We start from the raw sequence: 23,047 nt of genomic DNA on the forward strand, positions 1-23,047 counted from the left end.
AAGGCTGAAGATTGAAAGATTCATTAATAGGTATACTAAGATCATATAGCTCTATCTTATTTTTAGATAGCCGTGTTGCTGCAGTGATTGTGTTATTTGTAACTTTTATAAACCCAAATATTGCAATTAGTGGTGTTTTAGCAATAATCACAGTAGTTTTTTTTAGAAAATTAGTCTGTGTTAATAGAGAATACTTAACAAGTGCATTTATTTATAATCCACTTTTGTCAGGTATGGCAGTTGGATTTATCTTCCCTTTATCATTAGAGAGTATTTGTCTAATAGTTATATCTGCAATTATTACTTTTATACTAACTTTTTTATTTAATAAACTTCTAAGTGTGTATAGGTTGCCAGTATTGTCACTACCATTTGCAATTGGATCTATAATTGTCTACTTAGCATGCACTAAATATCATGGGCATTTAGGATTCTTTATCCATGATTTTTCTAAATATGATATTAATTTAACATTAGAAATTAGTGGTTTTTTGAAATCTTTAGGTAGTATTTTCTTTTTAGCAAATAATATTGCTGGTTTAGTTCTACTATTGCTTATTTTATTATTCTCTAGAATTATGTTTATTATGGCTTTAGTTGGATATTATTTTGGTGTTTTTATTCATGGAACATTGATAAATTCATATACTCTAGCATTTCACGATATGTACGCTTTTAACTATATCTTAGTTTCTATAGCTATTTGTGGTATTTTTTTGATAGCAACTTTGAGGAATTTTTTAATAGCTCTTATAGCAGTAGCAGTTTCTGTTATTATTACAGATGGTTTAAACGCATTTTTTTATCATTCTATTCCTGTGTTTACATTGCCTTTTAGTATAGTTGTCATTTTTTTTATATTTATTCTTTATTTAATAGGTTATAAAGAATTTAACTACAAAATTGAAACGACACCAGAGAAATCTTTATTGTACTACTTAAATACTATCTTTAGGTTTGGAGCAATTTATACAAAGATATCATTACCATTTGCAGGCAAGTGGACTGTGTATCAGTCATTTGATGATGATTGGACTCATAAGGGACCATATAAATTTGCTTATGATTTTGTTAAACAAAAAGATGGAAAAACATATATAAATGATAAAGCATGCTTAGAGAATTATTTAAGCTTTGGTGAATCTATTTTATCTCCGGTAGAAGGTTATATCATAGCATGTAGACATGATTTGATTGATAATCCAATAGGTCTGGTTGATAAAGTCAATAATTGGGGGAACTATATTCTTCTTAAGAGTAATGCAGGATTTTTTGTTGAGATTAGTCATATTATGCAGTTTTCTCTTAAAGTTAAAGTAGGTGACTACGTTAAAGTAAATGATATTTTGGCAAAGTGTGGTAATAGTGGTTATTCTCCAGAGCCTCATATACATATTCAAGTCCAGAGCGATGCTGTTCTTGGAAGTGCTACCAGAGAATTTTGTTTTAGAGAGTATCTTAATGGTCAAAGATTACATTTAAATTCTTGGCCTAGCAAATATCAGGAAATTAGTTCTGTAATAATAGATAGGGGAGTTAGTGCAAGATTACATTTTATTTTAGATGATAAATTTAGATATGATGTTTTTGAAAAAGGCTTGTTTAAAGAGGAGATTATTCTTACTGTTAAAATGAGTGATATGGGAGGATTTTATTTAGAAGATGAGCATAAGAATCAGTTATATTTTTATAATGATATAAATGAGTTTTATTTCTATGATTATATTGGTAAGGATTCTTATTTAAAGCAATTATTCATACTAGCTCCGAGAATACCATATATTAATAATAGAGTTTTATTTGATGATTTTCTACCTGTTGGAATCATCAAAAGCTCACTGCAGACTAAGATAATTGGATTAATATCTAGTATAAATAAAAGCTTTTCAAAATTTAGAGTAGAGTATAAGTATGCTGATAACTCTATTAATTCATTATATGGTAAAGTTTCATTCGATTTGAATTATAAGGGTTTTAAGAGCATAGAATATAAAAATATTAAGCTAGAGAGAGTATTGTAAATTAGATATAAATAAGTTCTACGTTCTACCATATATAAATACTAGACTCTTTATTCAAAATTGATAATGTCTGATATTCTTTGCAAGCAGTCTTATTTGCACTATAACAGACATGTAAAGGAATTAAATGTTCTTCACGTGGATGGCAGTATCTTGCATTTGGAGCATCTTCCCAGTTAATCAATCTATTAGTTCTTTCTTGTTCTGTTAAATTTTTATTTGAGCAAGTATTGACTAGCCATTTTTCAAAAGATTTATTCATTTCATTATTTTTGTCTAAAGATGTATTAAAAAAGGCTCTCATATTATGAAATGAAAAACCTGATCCAATAATTAATAAATTAGGCTGATCTAATTGTGAAATTGCTTCACCTATATTTATATGTTGAGAAGGATCTAAGTTTTGGTTTAAAGATATTTGAATACAAGGTATATCAGCATTGGGATACATTATTTTAAGAGGTACAAAAAGGCCATGATCGAAACCTCTATCAAAATCAAGTTTGCTTGGTATTTTAAGGTTATTAAAAATGCTATATAACTTATTTGCTAATTCAGGATTTCCGAAAGCTGGATATTTTATGTTATAAGATTCTTCAGGGAAACCATAGTAATCATATATCAAGGAGGGATTTTGTTTAGCTGTAATTGTTACTATAGGCTCTTCCCAGTGAGCACTAATAACAATTATTGCTTCAGGCTTTTTGAATTTTTGAGATAATGTTTGTAGAGCATTAACGAGTTCTTGATGGTTTTTATCACCTAGTAAAGGAAGAGGTCCGCCTCCGTGAGATATAAATATTGTTTGGTGTTGATTTTGTTACGTAGACATATCAAAAGATTTCCTTCTAAGATAATTATTTATATAGAATTATGTTATACAGTTTTAATTTTATGAAATAAAGAGCTATTTTGAGATCAATAGTTTTAAGGTCTAGGATTATATGGAAAATAGAACTACAGAAATAAAAAAAATATATAAAGATATTTATATTAGCTTTGAAATTGCTATTGCTGCATGTATATGTTTTTTGTTTGGTTTTTATATGTCAAACCTCTTGCATGGAGGACAGTCGATAATTGGTGGTTTTTGGTGTTTGATTACAGTTTCTACAATTTTACAGTTGAGTATTAGAGATTCTTACTTGGCAGCTTTTCAAATTCTTGTGGGTTCTGTAATAGGTGGTATCACAGCATTTATTTTTACATATATTTTGGGTTATCACTATTATGTCATGATTTTGGCTGTGGCAATTAGTGTTCTTATCACAGCGACTCTACATCTTGAGAATGCTATCAAAATGAGTAGTGCAAATGCTGGGGTAATTGTTGCATTAGGATTGTATCAGCCAAGTTATTCACCTTTTCTAAATACTGGTTTACGTTTGATAGAAACATTCAGTGGTACAGCTATAGCATTATTTTTTATATTTATTAGTAGACTTCTTAAAGTAAGATCCGACTAGTTGTTAATACTTCTATTACCTATACTGTATTTTATTTTAATTTTTGCAAAATTATGATTAAATTGTTTGGGTAAGTATTAGTTTTTATATAGGAAATTTACAATGAAAAAACTTTTAAAATCAGTGCTGTTGCTCTCAACTGTGTTAGCAAGTTCTGCAATGGCATGTACAGCGATAACACTCAAAGGTAATGATGGAGATGTTGTTGCAGGTAGAACGATGGAGTGGGGATTCACTTGGGATTGGAGTCTAACATATATTCCAGCCGGTACTTCACATACACTGACTGCACCTGAAGATCTAAACCTACCAGCAAAACAATACTTATCTAAATACTCTGTATTAGGAATAGGTTTGACAATAGATAAAAATAATTTTGTAATACTTGATGGACAAAATAATCAAGGGCTTAGTCTCAGTGCTAATTATCTACCTGGTTTTACTCAGTATCAACAAGTTGACAAAGGTGATGAAAATTACGCTTCAATTTTAGAAATAGTAACTTATATTTTAAGTCAATATAATAGTATTGATGAAGCTAAGAAAGGTTTAGAAAACATCAAAGTTTGGAATGATAAGTCTACAGATGTAAATGGAGTGGTTCCAGAACTTCACTTTTTGATATCAGATAAAAGTGGTAATGCGATAGTTGTAGAGTATGTAAAAGGTGAAGTTCATTTCTATCAGTTAGAGTTAGATCTCAAAGTTATGACAAATGCTCCTACTTATGATTGGCATTTAGTAAATATTAGAAACTATCTGAACTTGTCAAATAAGACTGTATCTCGTATGAAACTTTATAATGAGAATGATGTAGTGCCAAACCATACTTATAAAATTGTGGATGCACTAGGTCAAGGCAATGGGTTGTTGGGTATGCCTGGTGATTACTCTCCACCATCTAGGTTTATTAGAACAGCAGTATTAGGTTACTATTCTAATAATGATAATATCAAAGATGAAAGTACTCTAAACAAAGTGGCTCACATCTTGCATAATGCTGATATACCTAAAGGTGTAGTGGCTGAAAACATAGATGGTAAAACATATTATGATCATACAGTATTTACTAGTATCAAAGATCTAACAAACGATACTGTTTATATAAATATTTATAATAATCCGCTTAACTCTGTTTCTATAAATCTAGATACTTTAGATAAAGATCATGCCAAAGCTTTTGTTAAAAATATTAAGCAGTTACCTTATCCAAAGTCTGATATAACAGATTCTTTGGTTTAGTATTGTACTCATATTTTTTAATTTCATATTCTTAAATTTTTAAAGGAGTAATTTGCTAAAATATCTCAAAGACTTTTTTGAAAATTATAATTGGTTAATATGACTAATCTAAACGCAAACACAATAACCCTACAAGGTCGCCATATTATCGAGGCTAGTGCTGGTACTGGTAAGACTTTTAATATTACTACTTTGTATATCAGGTTATTACTTGAAAAAAAGCTATTACCCAAAGATATCCTTGTAATGACATTTACCAAAGATGCTACCCAAGAGATTATCGGTAGAGTGGAAGCTAAGATTAGAGGTGTGTTAGCAGATCATAAAAGTGGTAAAGAAGTTTTATCCGATGAAGACTATAAACATATCAAAAGAGCCTTATTAGAAGTTGATGAGGCTGCCATTTTTACTATTCATGGGTTTTGTAAAAAAGTCCTAAGTGAGCAAGCATTTGCTAGTGGTATGGAGATGGATGTCTCTATGGAGGTTGATACTTCAGATATTTTGCAAAAAGTAGTAGAGGATTTTTTTAGAAAACATATCAATAAAAACAAAACAAACTTTGAATATTTGCAAGCATATAAGCTACATACTCCAGAGAAGTTTTTGGATAAGCTAAGGAATGTTATTAGGTCTAGTTATGAACTATTAACAAAGCAAGCTATAAGCTTAGATGAATTTAAAATACTTAAAAAGCAACAGCTGGAATTATTTTTAAATAATCATGATATCGTAGATGATTTCTTATCTAAATTAGGAAAAGGTGAGCCACAGGGCAAGAGAGTAGATGAGTATCATAGAGTTTTAGAATGGTTGAGATTAGATAATGAAGATCCATTTCCAGATAATATATCTATAATCACAAATGGTAATAAGACTAAAGGAGCTAAGGTAAAGCCTATATTTACTGGCATTAAAGAATTAAGAGACTTACAGGAAGAAATAAAGAGAGCAAATGCAGCCCAATTTATCAAACAAGCCTGCCTGCAAATCCGCCAAGATTTTATAAAAGCCAAAGAGCAAAAAGGTGTTTTAGACTTTGATGATTTGATTACTAAACTTTGTCATAGTGTCAAAAAGTCATCAGATTTAGTCAAGACATTACAACATCAATATCCAGTTGCTCTTATTGATGAGTTTCAAGATACCGATGCTGAGCAGTATGAGATTTTGGATACTATTTACCCTTTGAAGAATAGTAGCCATTCCCACGAAGGTGGGAATCTTCTTACCAATGGATTAAATTTAAAAGATACCAGCCTACGCGAGTATGACAGTAGCTCTGATCAGAATGATAGCAGTCTTCTGCTCCTAATGATAGGCGATCCAAAGCAAGCAATTTATGGTTTTAGGGGTGGTGATATCTTCACATATCTAAAGGCTAAAGATAGTTGCTCTAGTGACAATCAGTGGAGCATGGATACTAACTGGCGTTCAACTAGTGAGATGATAAAGGCTTACAATAGACTTTTTTATAAACAAGATTATCTGTCAGAAGAAGAGGGTCAAATTGGAGCTAATATCTTTAGTGATGGTATTGGCTATCAGCTTGTTAAAGCATCACCAAAGGCAAATGAGAAAGCAAAAGACTTTGATGATAACCTTAAACCAATAAATTATTTCTATTATCAAGTGGCTGAAGATGATAACAAAAGTGATGTTGATAATAGTTTATCAGCATGGACTGCTAATGAGATTGTCAGGCTATTAAATTCGAAAAAAGTTGTAGAAAGTGATATCGCAATTTTGGTAGAGAATGGTAAGCAAGCAAAGGTTATTCAAAAAGCTCTACAAGCTAAAAAACTAAGCTCGGTATATCTAAGTCAGCGCGATAATGTCTATCATAGCCAAGAGGCTACGGAGATATTAGCTCTTATGGAAGGTATAAACGATCTTGAAAATAAATCTATGCTAAAAAGAGCGTTATCAACTAGTTTACTTGGTGGTAGAGCTGATAAATTTATTAGTTATATTGATGAAAATGATGTCTCAGCATGGGATGAAGAGATAGAAAAAGCAAAATCTCTAAGACAACAATGGCATAAATATGGTTTTATGGCATTTATTATGCAAATTATACATCAGAATTTCACTCAAAGATCGGATTCAAAAGAGCGTGTTATCACAAATATTCTCCATTTAGCTGAGCTTATAAAAGTAGCTGAGAATAAATATAAACACCCAAATCAGCTAATCAAATGGTATCGCCAACAGCTAAATAGTACAGCTACAAGTGAGGGCGAACTTCGATTAGAGAGTGATGATAATCTGATTAAGATAATTACAATTCACGGTTCAAAAGGGCTTGAGTACTCAGTTGTATTTATACCATTTGCAAGTTATGTCAGCAAAAAGAAATTTGAGGCGAGTGATTTCTCTAAATACTATGATAAACACCTTAAACAGACAGTCTATAAAATTGGTAAAGATGACAGTATAAAACCACAAATAGAAAATGAAGTTATAGAGGAATTAATGCGCCTGTTTTATGTGGCTGTTACACGTGCAGAGCATAGATGTTATATTGGGATTGCAAAATATAGTAATAGCGAAAAATCACCATTAGCAAGATTCTTAGATTATCAAAAAGATGATGATTGGTTAGAGAAAATCCAAAATATAACAGCAAAACATGTTAATCAAAGTTCGCTTATAGATGTGGCTACAAGTCATTGTTATGAAAGTGAGAATTTAATTACAAATGACCAATTTGACCATGATACTTTACAAAACCTCAAAGCAAATGATATTAACAAGTTAGCAAGTGACAATTGGGAGATGCTGTCTTTCTCAAAAATATCCAAGTCAAAAGTTCAAAATACTGCATTAGAAAAAGAAAACGATGAGTCAGAAGATGATAGTGCTCAAAAATCTCAGCAGGAATTAGAGTTTAGATTTATAGCTCCCAAAGGAGCAGATATTGGTAATATTTTGCATAATGTTTTAGAGCATACGGATTTTAGCCTAGGCAAGATAGATGATAATCTTTTACAAGAGCAAATGGATAGATACAAGGTAGTTGCTGCAGAAGATTTTGATAAGCTTAAAGTATGGTTAGAAGAGTGTTTAGTCGCGTCTATACCTTCTATAGAAACTGCAGATTTTAGTTCTAATGATATTCAATATGGTTTGTTTGATATCAAGGATAAAGGCTTTTGTTTAAAAGATATTCCAAATACAAAAACCTTAAAAGAAGCAGAGTTTTATTTTCCTATATCAAATGAAAAACTATACAAGAAAAATATTATAGAGATTTTAGCAGAATATCGTAATCAAACTATTGATTATGATGAATTTGCAAGTCAAAAGATTTTTGGTATGCTGCATGGTTTTATTGATTTGATTTTTGAATATGATGGTAAATTTTATGTGGCAGATTATAAGTCAAATTATCTAGGTGATAAATTAGAAGATTATAATCAAGCTGCTATGAGTGAGAAAAATCAAAGTAGCTTTTATGATTTACAATATCTAATATATAGCGTTGCCTTGGATAAGTACCTGCGACAAAACATTGAAAATTATAATTATGAAAAGCATTTTGGTGGAGTATATTATTTCTATCTTAGAGGTATGAAAGATGGTTATGGGGTTTATCGAGCTAGACCAACTTTAGAGATTATTAACAAAATTGCTAATCTATTTAATGGGTGTGACTATCATGTATAAAACTTTCCATCAAGCTTGTGAGCAATTAGCAGATATTAGAGCTATAGATTTTTTCTTTGCTAAAGAAGTGTTTGATTTAGTCAAAAAGACTACTCCATCTATAATCACTTTATCAAGTGAGTTATATCCACCCCTTCACGGAGCGAAGGGGAACAATTTGGAACAAAAAAGTAATGAAGTTTTATTTCATATTTTGATAAAGCTTATGCATGTATATAGCCATGGTCATAGCTGTTTGAAGATAGTAAATATATCAAATAAAACTATTTTTGCTTCAGAGAAAACTAATCAAAGCGATGCTAAAGTAGGCTTTAAAATGCCAAGTTTTGATGAAATTGTAAGTATTTTCGAGTCCTTAGATTATGATAAATTACCTATATATTTTGCTAAAGAGTATGATTCCTTATATATCAAAAGATTGTGGAATTATGAGGTTGAAATAGCTAACTTTATAAAATCAAGAACAATCCAAAATACTCAACAAGATAACCATATTGAAGAAGTTGTAGATAAGCTGTTTGAACCTGCTGATGAGATAGATTGGCAAAAACAGGCAGTTATCAAAAGTCTAAATTATAATTTTAGTATTATCTCAGGTGGGCCTGGTACAGGTAAGACAACTACAGTCGCAAAGCTTTTGCTTGCTATACAAATGAGTAATCAAAATCAGCAAAGAATAGCTCTTTTAGCACCAACAGGTAAGGCTGCCCAGAGAATGACGGAATCCTTAAATAGTGTATTAAGTAAAAGGGTAGACAGTGATAATTATTTAGGATTATCTAATCTAGAAGCTCAAACTATACATAGATTTTTAGGCTTAAGGCCAAACTCTACTCATGTTAAATATAACGAGCAGTCAAAAGCACCATACGATGTGATTATTGTTGATGAAGCTTCGATGCTTGATATGAATATCTTTATTAAGTTGATTAGAGCAGTTGCTGATAATACCAAGCTAATTTTGATAGGTGATACTAATCAGTTACCATCAGTTGAGGCTGGTAGTCTTTTTGCAAACTTTACACACCACAGAGATGGAGATATTACGCCATATACAACATTACTTATCAAAAACTATCGTTCACAACAATATATAAATAATCTTGCAGCCTCAGTTCTAAAAGGTGATATTAATATTGATAGTCATCAAAATGAGAATATTAATTTTCATAGCATAAGGAATTTAGATACTTATTTAAGAGATTATGCAAAGAGATATTCACAGCTTGAAAAGTGCCGTGACTACAAAGAGGCTCTTACCGAGCTAAATAAATTTAGAATACTTGTAGCTAATAAAAATCTAGAAATTGGTACAGATAAGTTAAATCAGAAAATTGAGAAATTTATGTGTAAACCTATAGATTCTAACTATAAGGGTAAACCAATTATGATAACTCAAAATAGTTATTCATTGGGATTATTCAATGGAGATGTAGGGATTATCTGGCCAGATGATACTGGTAAGCTTCGAGCTTATTTTGATGGTAAAGATGCTAAGGCTTTTAGTCTAAATATGCTACCAAAATATGAAAGTGTCTATGTGATGACAATTCATAAGACGCAAGGTTCAGAGTTTGATGAAATCGTGATTGTTCTTCCAGCAGAAGATAATGAAGCGTTAAGTAAACAACTTTTGTATACAGCTATTACCAGAGCGAAACATAAATTAACGATTATTTCTGAACAAAGTAGTTTAAGAGATATTGCTCAGAAAGATATTAAGAGAAATTCAAATATTAGTGAATTGGTTAGCTTGAGCACTCAATAGCTTAGAAATTACTTATTCATTTGCCAGATTATTCTGAGTCCATGAAGTAATAAATCAGAGATAATTACATCAAAGTATTGTTCTTTCTCAAATAAGTGAGCATACCCTCCAGTTGCGATTAGCACGGGTGGTTTATCTGAGAAATTCTCTTGAGAGATTCTACTAATTATCTCTTTTATGGCTCCTAATTGACCATATATAAGACCAGATTGAATTTGAGATATAGTTGTCTTACCTAAGGCAGAGCTAGGTTTTGATATAGTCACATTTGATAGTTTTGCAGTTTTTTGCGATAGGCTATCCATTGATAGGTTAATTCCAGGTAGAATTGCACCGCCTATATAAGATTTATTTTGTTTGATAGCGCATATAGTTGTTGCAGTACCAAAATCAACAATGATAATGTTCTTAGATGGAAAGTTAGAGATAGCTGCAACTGAGTTTGCAACACGATCTGCACCTAAATCTAGAGGGTTTTTGATATCAAGTTTTAATCCTGTTTTTATGCCAGGTTTTAACTCAAGAGGTGTTATCCCTAAGTATTTTTTACAAGCAGAATTGACAGAATACTCTAGATGAGGAACAACAGATGAAAGTACAACTGCTTCAATATCTTCAATATCAAGCTTTTTTCTCTCAAAGAATGATAACAGAAATATGCCTAGCGTATCGGAGGTACACGGAGTAGTAGAAGGGTAGCGAAAGTTGTGCTTAATTTGATCTCCTACAAATACTCCACCAAAAATATGTGAGTTACCAATATCTATGCATACTATCATTTATTATTCTCCAGTTTTTAGATCAACAAGCTTAGGTTTTATATTTTCTCTAGTAGGATCAATTTGCGCATAACTAATTATAAACAGCTGATCACCTATTTCACATCTTCTAGCAGCAGGGCCGTTTAGTGCGATAGTTTTACTATTTGGCTCGCCCTTGATTACATAAGTTTCAAGACGCTCACCGTTATTTAAGTTTACTACTTGTACTTTCTCATTTTCAATAATATTTGCCTGTTTCATTATCTCACTATCAATAGTGATACTACCTACATAAAATAAATCTTTGCCAGTTACAGTAGCGTATGAGATTTTTGATTTTAAAACTGAAATTAACATGATGGTCCTGTCTCCTTTAGGAAGTTGTCAATTAAACGTACTTTACCAATGTAAAGTGCCAAAAATATTCTGTTATTAATTTTTTGAATGTATTCTGTTGTTGCACCAGTAGAATTAATCTTATTAGTTAGTTCTTCTAAGTCTGAGAAACTATCTTGTCTAAGTATTTCGTATACCTTATTAGCAATCTCTATGTCAGCAGATGTTAGATTTTTATTTCTAGAGCTAAGAGGAAGCCCTGTTGATTCTCTTTGTGTTGGGCAGATTATGACTTTTGTATTGATAAAAAAATCTTTAACAAGTTGTTTGATTAGCATAACTTGTTGATAGTCTTTTTCGCCTAAGTAGAGATTATCAGGCTTAGTAATTTGTAGTAGCTTTAGTACTACAGTTAGCATACCACTGAAATGTCCAGGTCTAGCTTTACCTTCTAGGATATTCGCAATTTCAAGCTCAGGTTGTATTCTCAATAGGTTACCATCGGGATAGATATCTTTTTCACTAGGGTTAAATAATATATTGACATCAAGAGATTCTAATATTTGTATATCTTGTTGTAGTTGGTTTGGATATGTTTGATAATCATTTGGATTATTAAATTGAGTTGGATTTACAAATATACTGACAATAGCCACATCATTTTCTGACTTAGCTTTTTTGATTAGGCTTATATGACCACTATGTAACGCACCCATTGTTGGGACAAAGCCTATTTTTTGCTCTTTAGTGAAACTTTCTCTTAGCAAATTAAATTGCTCAATATTTTTAGCAATAATCATAACTATACTCCTTAGTTGGAAAAATATTAGCTTTCGTCTCTTTAACATACGTATTTATAGCCTCGGAAAATATCTCAGAAGCATTTATATATTTCTTGACAAATTTTGGTTGAAAGTCAGTATTCATACCTAGCATATCTTGGAGAACCAAAATCTGACCATCGGTATCACTGCCAGCACCAATACCTATTGTTGGGATATTCAAATTTTGTGTAATATTTTTAGCAATATTTGTTGGTATACATTCTAGAACTATCCCAAAACATCCTGCTTGCTCAAGAAGCTTAGCTTCTTCAAGTAAATGCTTAGCAGCTTCTTCAGTTTTACCTTGAACTTTAAAACCACCAAAACTATTTATAAATTGAGGAGTCATACCAATATGACCCATTACTGGAACACCAGAATCTACGATATGTTTGATAATATCTAAATTTCCTGAACTACCTTCAAGCTTAACCGCATGAGCTCCTGACTGTATTAAGGTTGTTACAGCCTGCATTGTTGTTTCTAATGATTGACGATAACTCATAAATGGCAAATCAGCGATTATGAATTTATCTGTAGCACCATTAGCTACCGCTTGAGTCATGAACTGTATATCAGCTAGAGTTGTATAGGTAGTATTTTTTTTACCCAGTAATACCATACCACCACTATCTCCAACGAGTATACAATCTATATCTGTTGAGTTTATGATTTTAGCTAAAGTATAGTCATAGCAAGTTACCATCGAGATTTTTTCTCGATTCGCTTTAGCTTTTTTGAAGCCTAAAACTGATTTCATCTTTTCTCCTTATTTGAAAATTGATTAACAATGGCTCTAAAAACATCATAGAAGTCATCATTGATTAAAGCGTTGAGGTCCTTTTGTAGTGTAAGGCTATCCCCTCTAGCTATAGGTCCTGATAGGGCATGATGATTGTGTTTGATATTTTTAAAAGTGGTTTCTAAAAATGGTGTTAGACAGTCTTGATTTATACCAAAGCGATTTTGCATTTCTGTATAGAATTTCTGCCAGATTAATGTGCTTACATTATTAGCTAAAACACACATTGAGTGATAATACGCTTTTTGACTTTTATTGATACAAAAATTAGCGTTAGGTAGCTTAGGTAAAAGCTCACTAAATGCGATACTTCTATCACAAGTTACAAAGGCAACTGATTTGTACTCATCTAAGGAGTATAAGTTTTTATCGGGGAAGCTTTGCAAAGGATGTGCTGTATAAGCATTTTCGATATCCAAAAGACCAGAGAAGTGAATTATTATGAGTCTTTTTGATTTATTTGTGAGATATTTATCTACAAAATTTTGTATCTCAGAGTCTTTGATTAAGACTAAAACATGAGTTGCATTATCTAATAATTTATCAAGCTGAACTAACGATTCATTTCGAGACCATTGTCTGAAATCTAGTTTTAAGCATTCAAAATAATAGCACATATGTGCTGCTACATTGCCGTTGCCGACAATGACATATCTAGGTACCTGTTGCATAAATCAAGTCCATTTTTAAATTAAACTAAAACTGTGATTATTGCCTTTTTAAAAGGTCAATATTGTTTACAAATCATAAGTACCGTTACAAAATTGTATACAGTCTTATTTTTGTAATGCAGATTTATACCATATTGCAAAAAATCATACAATCTTTTGATAGCATTATTATTATATTTACCTAAGTTAAATAAATAAGAAAGCTCACAAATCTAGAGCTCTTTCTCTTATGCAAAAGCTACTAAATTAGTATAAAATAATCACTATAAAAAATTATGAAAAACTTTTCTTGTAATGACTCCGAGTGATTTTATTTCTACAGACTATAAAACTTTAACTAAAGCACAATTAAAATCATATATTGATGATCTTGCAGAGTATCTAGGCGAACAAAGCTATTTGTATCATACTATAGATAAGCCAGTTATTACTGACTCAGACTACGATAAGTTATTCCGATTATTACAAGATTTAGTTGATGATAATCCGCAGCTTAAGCCATCAAACTCAGTATTAGATCGCGTTGGAGGTGATGTTTTAGCAGGATTTGAGACTATCAAGCATAAGAAGAAAATGACATCTCTGGCAAATGTTTTTAGTCTAGAGGAATTGCGTGATTTTTATGACAAGATAAAGTATGACATTGAGCTTGAATGTGAACCTAAAATGGATGGCTTGGCTATTAGTATCTTTTATAAAAATGGTAAGTTTGATTATGCTGTTACGCGTGGTGATGGTATTCAGGGTGAAAAAGTATCCGAAAATGTCAAAACCATCCGTAATGTCCCACTTAAACTAAATACTTCAAATCCTCCAGAAGAACTAGAAGTTCGTGGTGAGATTATCTTAGATAAGCAAAGTTTTCTATCTCTTAATGAGTATATGCAAACTCATGAGAATAAAACCTTTGCAAATCCGCGTAATGCAGCAGCTGGAAGTATTCGTATGCTTGACTCAAAAGTTGTAGCAAAGCGACCACTTAAGCTTTATAGCTATGGTATTGGCTACTTTTCTAAAGACTTTGTACATCCTGAAACTCAATTTGAGCTTATGAACCTATTACAGAGTTTCGGCTTTACTATCAGTGACAATATGTTTTTGGCAAAAAACTTCTCAGAAGTTGAGAGGTATCACCATAAGATGAGTCATCAGCGTGCTGATTTAGCTTATGATATTGATGGTTTAGTTTTTAAAGTTAATAATATTAAACTACAAGATACTATTGGCTACACTGCTAGAGGGCCTAAATGGGCTATAGCATATAAGTTCCCAGCTGAAGAGGTTGAGTCAGAAGTGCTAAATGTAGAGTTTCAAGTTGGTAGAACAGGAGCAATTACCCCAGTTGCAAGACTTAAGCCAGTTGCAGTTGGTGGTGTAATAGTTTCAAATGCAACTTTGCATAATATCAATGAAATCAAACGCAAAGATATCCGAGTCGGTGATAGAGTCATCGTACGTAGGGCAGGGGATGTAATTCCAGAAGTTGTCAAAAGCTTATCACAATACCGTAAGCCTGATGCACAGATGGTTGAGATGCCAACAAATTGTCCAGTTTGTGATTCAGCAATTGAGAATATCAACGATCAGGCTATATATCGTTGTACAGGAGGGTGGCATTGTCAGGCTCAAACTACTGAGCGCTTGAAGCACTTCGTCTCACGTAAAGCAATGGATATTGATAAGCTTGGAGCTAAACTGATTGAGCAACTTGTTGCTGCAGATTTGATCAAGTATCCAGCTGATATTTATAAACTCAATTTTGAGCAATTGACAGGCTTAGAAAGAATGGGTGCTAAATCATCGCAAAATGTTTTAGACTCTATTACAAAAAGTAAAGAGCCAAGCTTAGCAAGATTTATTTTTGCAATAGGGATTAAAGATGTTGGTGAGGTATCATCAGAAGCTTTAGCCAATCATTTTGGTAGTTTAGAAAGTTTCCGTGAAGCTAAATTTGAGCAATTAATAGAGATTAATGATATTGGTGAAATTATTGCTAAAAATATTGTTTCATTTTGGCAAGATTCCCTAAATGTACAAATTGTTGATGAACTATTAGGCAATTCTATTAGTATCCAAAATCCAGAAAAAATTGAGCAAGCACATAATGAGAGTTTTACAAATAAAACAATTGTGATTACAGGAACTTTTGAAAACTATAACCGTACAGAATTGACACAACTTCTTAAATCAATGGGTGCAAAAGTTACCTCAAGTGTCTCTAAAAAAACGGATATGGTTATTTGTGGTGATAATGCTGGAAGTAAGCTTACCAAAGCACAACAATTAGGTGTTGAAGTTATTTTAGAAGAAGGGTTAGCAGGTTTAATATAGATGATTATCTCAAAAGCTATTGAAGCTGATTTTGATCAAATGATAGAGGTATGGGAGAGTTCTGTTAGGGAAACTCATGGCTTTTTAGCAGAAGAAGATATAGTAAAGTTAAGAAGCTTAATAAGAAATGAGGTTTTCTATATAAATAGTATAGAAATATATGTTTTAAAAGATTTAGATAAGGTTATTGGTTTTGTTGGAACTTCTGATGTTACTATTCAAATGTTATTTATTTCTCCAAATTACTTTGGTAAAACAGTCGGGCGAATTTTACTTAAATATGCTTTAGAAAATAAAAAATGTACTAAAGTTGAGGTAAATGAACAAAATCCAAGAGCTCTAAGATTTTATCAAAAGCATGGTTTTCAGATAAAAGCGCGCTCAGAGCTTGATCATCAAGGAAATCCTTTTCCTATTCTCTTTATGGAGTTATAGCGAAGTGTTCAAGAAAGGAGATGTGATTTTTATAGTAGATAATGCAGAGAAGAATATCTCTAGTTTATCTACTGGATTTAGTGGCTATAGCTACTATCATTGTGCTTTATATATAGGCAATGGAGATATTATAGAAGCTATTCCTGTCGCGGGAGTTATACAAGCTAAATTATCTAAATACTCAAATAAAAAAACTCTAGTAGCTCGCGTATCTGAGAGTGAGGAGTTTTTACAAGAAGTAGTTAATAATGCTAGTGAATTTATTGGCTTTGCTTATAATGATTTATTTTTACCGAATATAAAAGGCAAGCTCTATTGTTCAGAGTTAATTCATTTAGCTTTTAACAGTGTGTGTGGGGATAAATACTTTGCTCAGCATACCCTTAACTATATAGCACTTAACGATATTGAAGTATCGAAATATTGGATAGATTTTTATGGTGAGCATGGTTTAAAAGTCCCTCAAGGAGAACCTGGTTCACATCCTAATAATTTATCATTAGATAAAAAGTTTACTCATCGATTTTTTTTAGGTAGTATTTAATAACAGCGTAACTTTATATTTTGATATACAAGTTAGGTTGTGAGATACTTTTTATTGAATCACTTATAAAATAGCCTAAGGATTACTATGAAAATAAGAAAAGCGACATCTAAAGACTTCAAAGATATGCTATATATATGGAAAGAATGCATATCTACAACTTGTCAATTTCTTACAACAAGTGAGATAAATAAAGAAGTAGAAATTTTAGAAGAAAAATATTTAAATACACCAGAAACCAAGTGTTTTGTTCAAGTTGTAGATGATGAAAACGTCGGTTTTGCATGCATCAGAGATAAGGAGTTACTATTTTCTCCTGTACTACCAAGTTTTTTTGGTAAAGGTCTTGGTGAAGCAATGGTTAAGTACTTATTTGAGAGTCATGATATAGATACTGCTTATGTCTATTGTTCTGATATGCACTCTCTAGCATTTTATACAGCATTAGGATTTATTATTGATGATAGAATAGATGATATTTTCTTTGATAATAGATATAAACTGAATAGACTAAAATTATCTATATCTCCAAAGGAAGCAGCTGAGAGAATTGCAGCTAAGAAGAAATCTTCTTAATCAAACAATAATAAAATCCATCACCCTTATCTTCTGTAGGTAATATCTGATAACCATAATCAGTTTTATAATTTTCTAGAATTTTAATTTCTACAATCTCAGCATCTTGATGTTTTGATAGGAAATTCTTTATTTGTAATTGATTTTCTTGTTGTAATATTGAGCATGTAATATATAGCAGATAGCCATCAGTTAGCAGATTATTACACCATAGATTATCAAGTATTTGAGCTTGGAGTGTTTGTATGGATTTTATATCTTGAGGCTTTCGTAATACTTTGATATCAGGATTTCTCTTAAGTGTGCCAAGAGCAGAACATGGGGCATCTAGGATAATTTTATTATACTGTCCCGCTAGAGGTTGTGTCAGATCATGCTTGATTACATTTACATGATTATTTTTGGCTATTCTTGTTATATTTTCTTTAAGTAATTCTAAACGTTTATCAATAATATCTATAGCTGTAATTTTAGCTTGTGGAGCTAATTCTAGGATATGAGTTGTTTTGCCACCAGGAGCAGCACAAGCATCCAGTATAATATCATTAGATTGTGGATTAATGATATGACCCATATACTGAGCAGATATATCCTGAACAGTAAAATAACCTTGTTGAAAAAGAGTATTATTTCTAACATCAATCGCTTTATCTAATTTGATGCAGTTCTTTAGCTCAGTTTTTGAATAGCTAATATTGTTTTTATCAAAATAATCAATAACATATTGAGGCTCTTTTGCTTCGTTCAGGCGAACAAACATATCTGCTTTTGAGTTTACAGCTTTAGCAATTTTTTGATAATCAATAGGGTATTGTTCTTTAAGTATATTATTAAGCCATGGCGCAAGATCATGGTTTTTATGCTCTGTGTAATTCGGCGTAATATCCTCTAAATCACGAACTACTTGTCTTAGTACGCCATTAACAAGTTTTTTTGCCCATAGTATCTTTAAATTTCTACAAGCTGCTACAGTTTCATTAATGCTAGCATAATGAGGTTGATTGATCTCAAAAATCTGTAGGATACCCAACATTACTAATATTTTAGCTTTTAGCTTAGTTTTTTCAGCTAAATATAAACTAGCTACATTCTCTAAAGAATAATAATTTCTAAAGAATTCATAGCATAATAGTTTTACGAACGATTTATCTTTATCTGATAAATTATATTCAATAAGTTTATGTTCTATAGTTAACAGAGAGTATTTGTTATCAATGATATCTAAAATTGACTTAGCTGCAATAGCACGGGTATTCATTATTTGATATGTTTTGCTAAAATTTTGATAAGCTTAGGTTGGACTTTTTTATTACCTGCTACGATTAGACCAGATTCAAGATTGCTAGTACCATGAATATCAGTAACTATAGCACCAGCTTCTTTCATGATTATATATCCAGCTGCTAAATCCCATATTTTGACACTACCACAAGCCCATAATCCATCGATATAACCAGCCGCTAAGTAAGCCATGTCCATAGCTATACTTCCAGAATATCTATAGCCAGAAATCACTTGTTGAAGTTTGATAAGTTCAGCAACATAAGTATCTTTGAATATTCTACGTGAATATTTTAGAGATGCTGAAATCAAAGCCTTCTCCAAGTCTTGACTTTGTGCAACTCTAATTTTCTTGCCATTAAGTAGAGCGCCTTGTCCTTTATAAGCACAAAACATTAAATCTAAGAATGGATTATAAATAACACCTAAGACAATATCTCCATCTTTTTTAGCAGCTATTGAGATACAGCAGTGTGGTAAACCATGGACAAAGTTATTAGTACCGTCGATAGGATCTATAATCCATGTGAAGCGGCTGTCTTTATTACCAAACTCACCACTTTCTTCAGTTATGAAATAGTCATTAAATCCAGATTTTTTGATATTATCGATGATAAAATTTTCTACGGCCACATCAATATTTGAGACTGTTGTATTATCAGACTTTTGAGAAATTTGGATAGTACTAGGATCATTTTGAGCTTGTAGAATAATTTTACCTGCTTTTCTAGCAATAGTTGTTACAGCATTAAGAATAGGTTTCATTGTTTGTGAAAATTATCAGATTATTATTTTTAGATATGATACATTATTTAGCTTCAAAATAGGATAGCTTTGGTCAAATAAGAGGCTATATTATACTAGTAATACCATAAGTGATTGCTATGCCGCCAAAAAATAACCATGCGAATAATATTAACGCTAATACTAAAGGTTTTATTCCAGCTTGGATAAATTTAGATACATGAGTTTCAAGTCCTAAAGCAGTCATCGCCATAGCTAATAAAAACTGGTCAGCTACTCTTATACTACTAACTGCTGTTACTGGTAGTAAGTCTAAAGAGTTGAATCCTGCAACTATTATAAAACCAATAGCAAACCAAGGAATGATTTTCTTGATTGATCCTTTTTCAGGTTTTGAACCACTAATCCCACTCACAGTTGCCGCAGACTTAGCTATCCATATACCTATCACGATTAGCATAGGGGCTAACATCATCACACGAATCATTTTAACCGTTACGGCAACTTCTTCAGCATGAGCACTTACAGCACTACCAGCAGCTACTACTTGAGCTACTTCATGTATTGAACCACCAGCAAAAATACCGTACTGAGCATCAGTCATATGACCTAAAAGACCAGCTTTCATTAGAATAGGGTATAAGAACATTGCTGTAGTCCCGAATAATACAACTGTACCTACAGCCATAGCAGCTTTATATGGTTCTGATTTTAAAGTCCCTTCAGTAGCTAATACAGCAGCAGCACCACATACAGCACTACCAGCAGCAACTAGAATAGAGCTATCTCTATCTAATCCAAATATTTTAGTACCTAGCACAATACCTATAACCAAAGTTGAAACCAACATAATTATTGATACTGAAAGACCCGCTAAACCAACAGAAGCAATTAATTGAAAAGTCAGGTTAAAACCATAAAAGACTATTGCAAATCTAAGGATTTTTTTTGCACTAAATACAATACCTTCCTTCCATTTGTGAATAATCTTACTTGCAGGTGTGTGAGTTAAGGCCATACCTAGTACAATCCCTATAATTAGTGGGCTAATTCCAAGGTCTTCAATTGCAGGAATTTTCGCTATAAAATAAGCTATGCTAGCAAGAAATGCTACTAATAGCACGCCTAGGATCATTGGTTGAGTAAAATTTTTTTTCATGGTTCTCTATCGTTACTTTAAAAATAAATTTTGTATAAATATACACGATCAGATTACCATTTTATAACTAAAAGTATTTATATCCTTTATTAGAAAAACTTATAGTTAATGCAGTTACATTTAGGCATTTTTTTGTTCTTTTGAGAATAAAACAGCAAGGATTACAAGTATGAAAGATATTATATAAAAGATCACTACAGCATGCATTACACTAGTAAGTCCAAAATATTTGTTTATAAAGGCGCCTGTAGTTGTAGATAGAGCCGTACCTGTTGTACCAAATAAAAGAATTGTTGTAATAAGTGTTGGAGGAGCATTTTCCATTTGGAAAGTTCCATAAGCAAGTAAACCAGCATATATATAACAATTAAATAAACCAAATATTATAGCCGCTTTTATTACTGTGCTCATATCAGGAATATATAATATGCATGATAATGCTACCAATCCAACTAGCATAAATGTTGGTAGAATATATCTTAAAGGTACAAATCTTGTTATAAGTGGGCTTATAAACAATCCGACACATTGAGCTGTCCAGAAATATGAAAGAGGTTTGTTTGCATCAATAGTACCCCACCCTAATATTTCTTGGAAATAAGATTGAGCATAGCTAGTCATAGTTAATTGAGCTAGTAGAAACAAGAATGCAGCAAAAGCTATACAGTATAAACTTAAACTCCATGATGAAAAGCTTAGGTTTGTTTTAACATCGCTTTCAGTCTTATGTCTGTTTAGTATTGTGAAATCAGAAAAGATAACTAGAAGCAAAATTATAACAGCAGTTATTTGTAGTATTGAATAAATGGTATACCATTGAAAATTTTGTGTGATCAGGTAGGCTGCAAAAATTGGAATCAGAGCTCCACCAAAACTAAAGAAGAAATCTGTAAAAATAACATTCATTGCTCTAATCTTATGATCGTTATAGATATGTACAATCATGTAGCTTGCTATTGCCATAAATAGTCCACCTGTTATACCTACACAAGTTAGCAACACCTTAAGAGTAAACATTGATGGAGCAATAGCAGTAACTAGTGATGAAACTACACCAATAGCCACAGCTGCTATTAATAATAGTTTTATTGAGAATCTATTCATCAAAATACCAATAATCAATATAGCAAACCACATTGCTACGTTGATAAATGTGAATGCAAAGCCAATATTACTATTATTAAAATATTCAGATAGGGGTTTCATGACAGCCCCTGTTACTAGAACGACATTGGCAGTATAAAAGTAACAAAGGTAACATATAAAAGTTATTAGTAGTTTATTCTTGAATGATGATGAATTATTTATTCCACTTTCCATGTTGATTTTATATTGTGAAGATATAGAATGGTTATTTTTGCACAAGTGGTTGCTTTTAGCAAGATAGGAGTCTTGTTAATTGATAGCAGACTTTATTTAAAAGTAATTAAGAATATGTATACAAAAATAATATGGCAAGATGACACTCCAAAATCAGAATTGTTTGATGATTTTTATTTCTCTAGTACATCAGGCATTGGTGAAAGTACTTATAACTATTTAGAGCATAATCATCTAGAGAATAGATTTAAGAATTTAACGAATCATCAAGTCTTTAGAATCTGTGAAACAGGGTTTGGTAGTGGATTAAATTTTATTCTAACTATGAATCTTTGGGAAAGCTTAGCTCCCAATAATGCTAAATTAGAATATATCTCGTTTGAGAAACATCCTATTTCACCATGTGATTTAAAAGAGATATTTATAGCACTAAATGGTATAGCAGGGCATGAAAAACTTTTGAGTACTTATGACCCCAAACCTGGGTTAAATATACTTAAATTTAATAATATAATTCTAAAATTGATTATTGATGACGCAAAATACATTGGTACTTATGATTTAGATACAATAGATGCCTGGTTTCTTGATGGATTTTCACCTGCAAAAAATAGTAGTATTTGGGATGAATCATTTTTTGTAGATATGGCAAAAGTCTCTAAAAAACAAACTAGCTTTGCAACTTTTACATCAGCATCAAAAATTAGAAAATTACTTCAGAAATATGGTTTTGAAGTTAAGAAAGATACAGGGTTCGGTAAAAAGAGGGAAATGATGTATGGTACTTTTATTGCTTAGCTAATTCTTTTATATGCTTGACAGCATCAAAAGTACTAAAGTTATACTCGGCGATTTTATTAACATAAAAAGGATCATTTCTAATAAATTTTTTAATTTCCTCAATACTGCCTTTAGCTAGTATAACACCTCCAGTCTTATCTGATTTGGGTCCTGAAGCTAGAAGGATGCCTTTGTCATATCCAATATCTAAAAACTCTCTATGTTGAGGCCTAATATTTGCTACCTGATTTTCATTAACGATATATTTCAAATCTATAATATGGATTTGCATGATATTTTCCTTATAAATAAAAAAA

At 31.6% G+C, this 23,047-nt stretch carries 21 protein-coding genes; 10 read left to right on the plus strand and 11 right to left on the minus strand.

Going from position 1 to position 23,047, the window contains the following annotated elements:
- Positions 1 to 11: 11 nt before the first annotated feature.
- Positions 12 to 2,021, plus strand: coding sequence for an urea transporter (locus F7308_RS04795; protein ID WP_013922729.1), 2,010 nt, complete (start codon positions 12 to 14; stop codon positions 2,019 to 2,021).
- 25 nt (positions 2,022 to 2,046) lie between these two features.
- Here the strand turns inward: F7308_RS04795 and F7308_RS04800 are convergent, their stop codons facing one another.
- Positions 2,047 to 2,823: a DODA-type extradiol aromatic ring-opening family dioxygenase gene (locus tag F7308_RS04800; RefSeq protein ID WP_041263691.1), complete on the minus strand. Its 777-nt coding sequence runs from the start codon at positions 2,821 to 2,823 to the stop codon at positions 2,047 to 2,049.
- A 142-nt stretch (positions 2,824 to 2,965) separates the two neighbouring features.
- On the opposite strand from F7308_RS04800, the gene F7308_RS04805 reads away from it, so the two are divergent.
- From F7308_RS04805 to recD, 4 genes are all read left to right on the plus strand, one after another.
- A complete protein-coding gene (locus F7308_RS04805; protein ID WP_013922731.1) occupies positions 2,966 to 3,487 on the plus strand; it encodes an FUSC family protein in 522 nt (173 codons plus the stop codon).
- Positions 3,488 to 3,589: 102 nt separating this feature from the next.
- Positions 3,590 to 4,729, plus strand: a complete 1,140-nt coding sequence (locus tag F7308_RS04810) for a choloylglycine hydrolase family protein (protein ID WP_013922732.1) — start codon at positions 3,590 to 3,592, stop codon at positions 4,727 to 4,729.
- 99 nt (positions 4,730 to 4,828) lie between these two features.
- Positions 4,829 to 8,398: an exodeoxyribonuclease V subunit beta gene (gene recB / locus F7308_RS04815; protein WP_013922733.1), complete on the plus strand. Its 3,570-nt coding sequence runs from the start codon at positions 4,829 to 4,831 to the stop codon at positions 8,396 to 8,398.
- Positions 8,391 to 10,166, plus strand: a complete 1,776-nt coding sequence (gene recD, locus F7308_RS04820) for an exodeoxyribonuclease V subunit alpha (RefSeq protein ID WP_013922734.1) — start codon at positions 8,391 to 8,393, stop codon at positions 10,164 to 10,166. The genes recB and recD overlap by 8 nt, the downstream gene beginning before the upstream one ends.
- Before the next feature lie 8 nt (positions 10,167 to 10,174).
- Here recD and F7308_RS04825 read toward each other — a convergent pair whose 3' ends face one another.
- From F7308_RS04825 to panG, 5 genes are read right to left on the minus strand one after another with little or no spacing between them, the layout of a single operon-like run.
- Positions 10,175 to 10,945, minus strand: a complete 771-nt coding sequence (locus tag F7308_RS04825) for a type III pantothenate kinase (protein ID WP_013922735.1) — start codon at positions 10,943 to 10,945, stop codon at positions 10,175 to 10,177.
- A 3-nt stretch (positions 10,946 to 10,948) separates the two neighbouring features.
- Entirely contained in the window at positions 10,949 to 11,284 is a 336-nt protein-coding gene (gene panD / locus F7308_RS04830; protein WP_012280696.1) for an aspartate 1-decarboxylase, read from the minus strand.
- Positions 11,278 to 12,063, minus strand: coding sequence for a pantoate--beta-alanine ligase (gene panC / locus F7308_RS04835; RefSeq protein WP_013922736.1), 786 nt, complete (start codon positions 12,061 to 12,063; stop codon positions 11,278 to 11,280). The genes panD and panC overlap by 7 nt, the downstream gene beginning before the upstream one ends.
- The gene (panB, locus tag F7308_RS04840; RefSeq protein ID WP_013922737.1) at positions 12,050 to 12,847 is read right to left on the minus strand and encodes a 3-methyl-2-oxobutanoate hydroxymethyltransferase; all 798 of its coding nucleotides are present in this window, start codon (positions 12,845 to 12,847) and stop codon (positions 12,050 to 12,052) included. Before panB ends, panC begins: the two co-directional genes overlap by 14 nt.
- Positions 12,844 to 13,560: a 2-dehydropantoate 2-reductase PanG gene (gene panG / locus F7308_RS04845; RefSeq protein ID WP_013922738.1), complete on the minus strand. Its 717-nt coding sequence runs from the start codon at positions 13,558 to 13,560 to the stop codon at positions 12,844 to 12,846. The genes panB and panG overlap by 4 nt, the downstream gene beginning before the upstream one ends.
- A gap of 294 nt (positions 13,561 to 13,854) precedes the next feature.
- On the opposite strand from panG, the gene ligA reads away from it, so the two are divergent.
- From ligA to F7308_RS04865, 4 genes are all read left to right on the plus strand, one after another.
- Positions 13,855 to 15,891 carry an NAD-dependent DNA ligase LigA gene (gene ligA / locus F7308_RS04850; protein ID WP_013922739.1) on the plus strand — a complete coding sequence of 679 codons (2,037 nt, stop codon included), beginning with the start codon at positions 13,855 to 13,857 and terminating at the stop codon, positions 15,889 to 15,891.
- The gene (locus tag F7308_RS04855; protein ID WP_013922740.1) at positions 15,892 to 16,326 is read left to right on the plus strand and encodes a GNAT family N-acetyltransferase; all 435 of its coding nucleotides are present in this window, start codon (positions 15,892 to 15,894) and stop codon (positions 16,324 to 16,326) included.
- A gap of 4 nt (positions 16,327 to 16,330) precedes the next feature.
- On the plus strand, positions 16,331 to 16,870 hold the full coding sequence (locus F7308_RS04860; protein ID WP_013922741.1) for a YiiX/YebB-like N1pC/P60 family cysteine hydrolase: 540 nt from the start codon (positions 16,331 to 16,333) through the stop codon (positions 16,868 to 16,870).
- An 87-nt stretch (positions 16,871 to 16,957) separates the two neighbouring features.
- Positions 16,958 to 17,446, plus strand: a complete 489-nt coding sequence (locus tag F7308_RS04865) for a GNAT family N-acetyltransferase (RefSeq protein ID WP_013922742.1) — start codon at positions 16,958 to 16,960, stop codon at positions 17,444 to 17,446.
- On the opposite strand, the gene rsmB is transcribed toward F7308_RS04865, so the two are convergent.
- The 4 genes from rsmB to tsgA form a co-directional block, all read right to left on the minus strand.
- A complete protein-coding gene (rsmB, locus tag F7308_RS04870) occupies positions 17,427 to 18,704 on the minus strand; it encodes a 16S rRNA (cytosine(967)-C(5))-methyltransferase RsmB (RefSeq protein WP_013922743.1) in 1,278 nt (425 codons plus the stop codon). The two genes, F7308_RS04865 and rsmB, sit on opposite strands and share 20 nt — an antisense overlap.
- Entirely contained in the window at positions 18,704 to 19,492 is a 789-nt protein-coding gene (locus F7308_RS04875) for an inositol monophosphatase family protein (RefSeq protein ID WP_013922744.1), read from the minus strand. The genes rsmB and F7308_RS04875 overlap by 1 nt, the downstream gene beginning before the upstream one ends.
- Before the next feature lie 85 nt (positions 19,493 to 19,577).
- Entirely contained in the window at positions 19,578 to 20,630 is a 1,053-nt protein-coding gene (locus F7308_RS04880) for a YeiH family protein (protein ID WP_013922745.1), read from the minus strand.
- A gap of 120 nt (positions 20,631 to 20,750) precedes the next feature.
- Positions 20,751 to 21,950, minus strand: a complete 1,200-nt coding sequence (gene tsgA / locus F7308_RS04885) for an MFS transporter TsgA (protein ID WP_083817025.1) — start codon at positions 21,948 to 21,950, stop codon at positions 20,751 to 20,753.
- Positions 21,951 to 22,064: 114 nt separating this feature from the next.
- Between tsgA and mnmD the strand changes: the two genes are divergently transcribed.
- Entirely contained in the window at positions 22,065 to 22,748 is a 684-nt protein-coding gene (gene mnmD / locus F7308_RS04890) for a tRNA (5-methylaminomethyl-2-thiouridine)(34)-methyltransferase MnmD (RefSeq protein WP_041263916.1), read from the plus strand.
- Here the strand turns inward: mnmD and F7308_RS04895 are convergent.
- Positions 22,738 to 23,022, minus strand: a complete 285-nt coding sequence (locus tag F7308_RS04895; protein ID WP_013922748.1) for a YciI family protein — start codon at positions 23,020 to 23,022, stop codon at positions 22,738 to 22,740. The genes mnmD and F7308_RS04895 overlap by 11 nt on opposite strands.
- Positions 23,023 to 23,047 lie beyond the last annotated feature (25 nt).

This window comes from Francisella salina (genome assembly GCF_000219045.1).
Classification (GTDB): Bacteria; Pseudomonadota; Gammaproteobacteria; order Francisellales; family Francisellaceae; genus Francisella; species Francisella salimarina.